The 6,000-nt window shown below is 75.0% G+C and carries 4 protein-coding genes; all 4 read right to left on the bottom strand.

The window, feature by feature from the left end:
• Window positions 1-38 precede the first annotated feature (38 nt).
• Entirely contained in the window at window positions 39-2,495 is a 2,457-nt protein-coding gene (locus ACFVVU_RS05790) for a transglutaminaseTgpA domain-containing protein (RefSeq protein ID WP_380681244.1), read from the bottom strand.
• On the bottom strand, window positions 2,492-3,814 hold the full coding sequence (locus tag ACFVVU_RS05785) for a DUF58 domain-containing protein (protein ID WP_387788500.1): 1,323 nt from the start codon (window positions 3,812-3,814) through the stop codon (window positions 2,492-2,494). Before ACFVVU_RS05785 ends, ACFVVU_RS05790 begins: the two co-directional genes overlap by 4 nt.
• Window position 3,815: 1 nt before the next feature.
• Window positions 3,816-4,865: an AAA family ATPase gene (locus tag ACFVVU_RS05780; RefSeq protein WP_380681249.1), complete on the bottom strand. Its 1,050-nt coding sequence runs from the start codon at window positions 4,863-4,865 to the stop codon at window positions 3,816-3,818.
• A 308-nt stretch (window positions 4,866-5,173) separates the two neighbouring features.
• On the bottom strand, window positions 5,174-5,713 hold the full coding sequence (locus ACFVVU_RS05775; protein WP_355361712.1) for a carbonic anhydrase: 540 nt from the start codon (window positions 5,711-5,713) through the stop codon (window positions 5,174-5,176).
• Window positions 5,714-6,000 lie beyond the last annotated feature (287 nt).

Genomic DNA, 6,000 nt, shown 5'->3' with positions numbered 1-6,000 from the left:
GTCGAACGACTGCCCGCCCTCGTCACGTCCGTACGCCGTCAGGACTCCTTGCCGCCGCCCCCGCGGCGCGACCGGCGCCGGCCCAGCACCCGGCGGACCGGGCCGGTGACCGCCCCGGCCGCCCGCGCCAGCCGCGCGCCGACCCCCAGCCGGGCGGTCAGCAGCGCGTCCGAGATCCGCCACCGCAGCTGGGCGGAGGACGGCGGCAGCAGCAGCGCCCTGATCCGCTCCCGCCGTCCGAGCCGCGCCCGCAGGCCGTCCCGGGCGGTCCGGACGTCCGCCGCCAGCGGCTCGCCGACCTGCGCGGACCGGGCGTAGAGCACCCGCTCGGTGGCCAGCGCCACCCGGCCCGCGGCGGCCGCCGAGGCCTCGTCCAGCTCGCCGGTCTCGGTGATCCGGCGGACGGCGGCACGCGGAGTGCGCGACTCGTCCGGCGGGATGCCGAGGTCCCAGGCGGAGTCGATCAGTTCGTCCCAGGCGGCCAGCACCTGCGCGTCGGTGAGCCCGCCGGGACCCGGTCCGCCGGGGTGCCGACGCCCGGCGGTGCCGAGCCGGCGCCGGCGCAGCAGCGCGCGCCAGACCATCGGGGTGAGCAGCAGCACCAGCAGCAGCACGGCGACGGCCAGGGCGGCCAGCGTCTTCCCGGAGGGCCAGACGGACTGCCCGCCGGCGCCGGCCGCGTGGTCGCTGCGGTCGCCGCAGTCGCCGGTGCGGCGCAGCTTCGCGTCGCAGTCGGCGCTGGTGGACGGCAGCGGAACCGGCGTGGTGGCCTGCGGCTGCGGGGCGGGCGCGGTGGTCGGCTGGGTGGCCGGGGAGGAGATCGGGTCCGAGTAGTCGGGCTGGACGCCGCGGTTCGGGGTGGGCTCGAAGCGCAGCCAGCCGTAGCCCTCGAAGTAGAGCTCGGGCCAGGCGTGGTACATCGCGTCGGTCACCGAGTAGACGTTGCCGCCCTTGGTGTTGCCGGGGGTGAAGCCGAGCGCGACCCGGGCGGGGACGCCCAGGGTGCGGGCCATCACCGCCATGGTGGAGGCGAAGTGGACGCAGTAGCCGCGCCGGCGGGCCAGGAAGTCCGCCATCGCGTCGCCGCCGTTGTCGGGCTTGATGGTGGTGTCGTAGGTGAAGTCCGGCCCGGTGAACCAGGTGCGCAGGGCGTCCATCTTGTCGTACGGGGTCGGCGCGTTCTTGGTGATGTTGGCCGCCGTCTGCCGGACCACCTCGGGCAGGTCGGAGGGCACGGCCAGGTACTGCCGGGTGATCCGCTCGGGTGCCTTGGGCGCGCTGCGCAGGCTGGAGGCGGTGGGCTGGACGTCCATCCCGGTGGCCGTGTACTTGAGGCCCTTGATCGCCTTCTCCTTGGCGGGGAGCACGCTGGCGGTGACCCGGTCGAGCTGCCAGGCGGAGTTGTCGCGCAGGTTGACGTTCCGTGCCGGGTAGGGCAGCGGCAGCCAGGCGTCCTCCAGCCGGTTGCCGATCATGACCTCGGTCTTGGCCTCGGGCACGTCGACCGATCCCAGCCCCTCGGGGGCGGGCAGGACGCCGGTGAACGGCTCGGTGTCCGAGGAACCGCGCTTCCAGGCGGTGCCGTCGAAGGCGTCCAGCGCGCCGGTGCGCAGGTAGGTGGAGCCGGCGGACGGGCTCTCCGTCGAGTACGTGAACAGCTCGACGTTGCGCGGGTTGGGCAGCGACCCGGTCAGCGCGACCATCGGGTCGAGGCTGCTCACGCCGCCCGCGCCGCCGTGCCGGCCGGAGGCCGCGGCGGGGCCGGTGTGCAGCAGTCCGGTGCTCCAGCGCGGCAGGAAGGCGGGCAGCAGCAGGGCGAGCACGAGGGCCACCACGCCGACCTGGCGGCCGTTCTGGCCGAGCGCGCCGAGGCCGTTGCCGCCCTCGCCGCGTTCGGCGCCGCGGAAGACCCGGCCCCAGCGGGAGACCCGGTCCTGGCCCTCGGCGAAGAGCAGCACCAGGTAGCCGGTGGCGGCGGTGGCGAACCAGAGCCAGCTGCCCTGGCCGCCGGCCAGGCCGTTGCCGACCGAGTAGAGCGCGAGCAGCGGCAGTCCGGCCAGGGCCGAGCGGCGGTAGGTGACCGCGACGGTGTCCACGGCGACGGCGATCAGACCGACCGAGGCGACCAGGATCAGCCGCAGGCCCGGATTGGGCGGGGCGGGGATGGCGTAGTCGCGGACGTCGGCGAACCCCTGGCCGAGGACCCGGCCGAGGGCGCGGACCGACTCGGTGCCCGGCACGACGCCGCCGAAGACCGCCGAGGAGGAGGCGAAGCCGAGCAGCAGCATGACGAAGAGCGCCAGCAGCTGGCCGACCGGGACGGTCCACCGGTAGAACGGCGTGCGCCGCAGCCCGGCGCCGACGGCCGCGACCACCGTCACCACGAGCAGGGCGTGGCCGATCCAGCCCCTGCTGGTCAGCAGCGGGGTCAGGCAGAGCGCGGCCAGGAGGGTGGCCAGCGCCGAGTACACGGTCAGTTTGGCCCGGGTGGTCACGCGCCGGCCTCTTCTCGGTAGGGGGAGGGCGACTCGGTCCCCTCGGCGGCCCGCCACAGCTCGGGGACGGAGTCGCCGGCGCGGACGGTGAGCACCGTCCAGCCGGCCTCGCGCAGTCGGCGGGCCCGGTCGCGGAACTCCTCGCCGCCGGTGTCCGGGGCGAGCATGCGCAGGCCGGCCCAGGTGCCGGTGTCGAGCAGGAAGACGACGGCGCCGCCGGTGCGGCTGCGCAGCCGGGCGAGCCGGGCGGTCTGCTCCTCGTCGAGCTCGCCGAGGACGGCCACCAGCAGGCCCTCGCCGCCGGCCCGCAGCGGGTCCTCGGCGCGGGAGAGCCCGGCCCCGTCGGAGAGGTCGACGACGGCGAGCGCGTCCAGGATGACGCCGGAGGTGTCGGCGGCGCCGTGCCCGCCGTCCACGCCGAGGCCGGGGACGGCGTGGCCGGTGTCGGTGAGCAGGCGGGTCTGGTAGCCGCGCTCCAGCAGGTGCGCGGCGACGGAGGCGGCGCAGCTCACGGCCCATTCGAAGGAGGAGGCCGGGCCGCTGCCCCGGTGGGCGATCTCGCGGGTGTCCAGCAGCACGGTGGCGCGGGCCCGGCGGGGCTGCTCCTCGCGCCGGACCATCAGTTCGCCGTAGCGGGCGGTGGACTTCCAGTGCACCCGGCGCAGGTCGTCGCCGGCCCGGTACTCGCGCAGGATGACGTCGTCGTCGCCGGCCAGCGCGAGGGAGCGGGTGTGGCTGTCGCCCTGCCCGGCCCATTCGCCGCTGAGCCGCACGTGCGGCAGCGCCAGCACCTGCGGGACGACGGTGAGCACGTCGGAGGCGGCGAAGGAGCGGTTCAGCTCGCACATCCCGAACGGGTCGGAGAGCCGCAGCTGGAGCGGGCCGAGCGGGTAGCGCCCGCGCAGGTCGGAGCGGACCCGGTAGGAGACCTCGCGGTGGCCGCGCGGCTCGACCCGGTCCAGGACGAACCGCGGGCGCGGCCCGAGCACGTACGGGACCTTGTCCTCCAGCAGCAGCAGACCGGTGGGGACCCGTGAGACGTTGTCCACCCGCAGGTGCACCCGGGCCTCCTGACCGGCCACCGCCCGGCGCGGGGAGAGCCGGCGGCCGCTGGCGACCCGGTAGCGGGTGTTGGCCAGCAGCAGCGCGGCGGCCAGCGGCAGCACGGCGAGCAGCACGCCGACGCGCAGCAGCGCGTCCTGGCCGAGCAGGTAGGCGCAGACCACCGCGGTCAGTCCGGCGGCGAGGAAGGAGCGGCCGCGGGTGGTGAGGCCGCGCAGGCCGGCGCGCAGGCCCGACGGTTCGTCGGACGGGCCCACCTCAGCCCCTCCGGACGGCCGTGCCGCCCTGCTGCGGGCGCGGCAGCGGCAGGCGGGCGACCAGGTCGGTGACGATCTGTTCGGCGGTGCGGCGGCTGAGCTGGGTCTCGGCGGTGGGCATCAGACGGTGGGCGAGCACCGGGACGGCGAGGCGCTGCACGTCGTCCGGGGTGACGTAGTCGCGGCCGTCCAGGGCGGCGGCGGCGCGGGCGGCCCGGACCAGGTGCAGGGTGGCGCGCGGCGAGGCGCCCAGCCGCAGCTCGTGGCTGCTGCGGGTGGCGGCGACCAGGTCGACGACGTAGCGGCGGACCGGGTCGGCGACGTGCACGGCGCGGACCAGCTCGACCAGCTTGAGGATGTCGGCGGCGTGCGCGACCGGCTGCAGGTCGTCCAGCGGGCTGGCGCCGGCGTGCACGTCGAGCATGGCGAACTCGGCCTCGGGGCTGGGGTAGCCCATCGAGATCCGGGCCATGAAGCGGTCCCGCTGGGCCTCCGGGAGGGGGTAGGTACCCTCCATCTCGACCGGGTTCTGGGTGGCGACCACCATGAACGGCGAGGGCAGCACGTAGCTGGTGCCGTCGATGGTGACCTGGCGCTCCTCCATCGACTCCAGCAGCGCGGACTGGGTCTTGGGCGAGGCCCGGTTGATCTCGTCGCCGACCACGATCTGGGCGAAGATCGCGCCGGGGCGGAACTCGAAGTCGCGCTGCTGCTGGTCGAAGATGTTGGTGCCGGTGACGTCCGAGGGCAGCAGGTCCGGGGTGAACTGGATGCGCCGCACGGTGCAGTCGACGGACCGGGCGAGCGCCTTGGCCAGCATGGTCTTGCCGACGCCGGGAACGTCCTCCAGCAGCAGATGGCCCTCGGCGAGCAGCACGGTCAGGGCGATCCGCACGGCCTCCGGCTTGCCCTCGATCACGCTCTCGATGTTGGCCCGGACCCGGTCGACGACGGCGGCGAGTTCCGACAGGCCGACCGGGCCGTACCCGGCTGCGCCCTGGTCGCTCCCCGCACGACCGTCGAGACCGGCCTGATCGCTGTAGCTCGTCACCCGTTCGCTCCCTGGCACACCACGACCGGCTCCGTCCGAGCCCGGCCCCACCCCATGCTGGACGCGGCCCCTCCGGGAGCGGTTCCGTGTGCGGGAGCCGGTGCCGGGGTACGGCCTGCGGCTGGCCGCCCCAGGTGGTTCGAGGTCAGACCGGCAGGCGCATTCTCCCCCCTGGGGAGGTCAGAAGTCACCACTTGGAAGGGCTGCCCAGGTCGGAAGGGGCACCGCGGGTGCCCGGCGCGCCCGGACGGCGTCGGCCGGGCCGCTCGGGCGGGCTGCTCGGCCGGGCCGTTCGGCGGGGCGGGAGATCAGTCGATCTCGCGCAGCAGACCGGTGTGGACGTCGAAGACGAATCCGCGCACGTCGTCGGTGTGGAGCAGGAAGGGCGAGGTGCGCACCCGCTGCATCGACTGCCGGACGTCGCCGTCCAGGTCGACGAAGGCCTCGACGGCCCACTGCGGGCGCTGGCCGACCTCGGCCTCCAGCTCGCGGCGGAAGTCCTCGGTGAGGCCGAGCAGGCCGCAGCCGGTGTGGTGGATCAGCGCGATCGAGCGGGTGCCCAGGGCGCGCTGGCTGATGGTCAGGGAGCGGATGGTGTCGTCGGTGACCACGCCGCCCGCGTTGCGGATGACGTGGGCGTCGCCGAGTTCGAGGCCGAGTGCGGCGAAGAGGTCGAGACGGGCGTCCATGCACGCGACCACGGCGATCCTCTGCACCGGGCGGGCGTCCATGCCGCCGTCGCGGAAGGTCAGCGCGTACTCGCGGTTGGCGGCGACGAAGCGGTCGATGATGGTCGGGGTGGGGTCGGCAGCGGCGGTCGGCGTGGGCCGGTCGGGAGTCACTGTCATGGGGAAGACGTTAGTGCGATTCATCCGCTCGCGGTGGGGCTGTTTGCGACAGAGCGGACGCCTGTGGCCGAAGGCGTTTCCACAATGCGGGAGTGATGGGCGATCGGCCGTCCGGGTGCCCCGCCGGGCCTCTGGCATGTGCCACGAGCACCGTCGCGACCTGCGGTGATCCTTTCCGCCGCCCGGGTGGTGCGCCGGAGCGGGCCATTGACTGACGGGGCGTGCGCGATAGAGTTGCGGCGCAGTGGAGCACACCCGCCGGGGCCCGTCAACCGGGCCTTTCCGGC

It is taken from the genome of Kitasatospora sp. NPDC057965 (assembly GCF_042887135.1).
Classification (GTDB): domain Bacteria; phylum Actinomycetota; class Actinomycetes; order Streptomycetales; family Streptomycetaceae; genus Kitasatospora.
The sequence above is the reverse complement of the archived record's forward strand: the minus strand, read 5'-3'. Positions and strand labels throughout refer to the sequence as shown.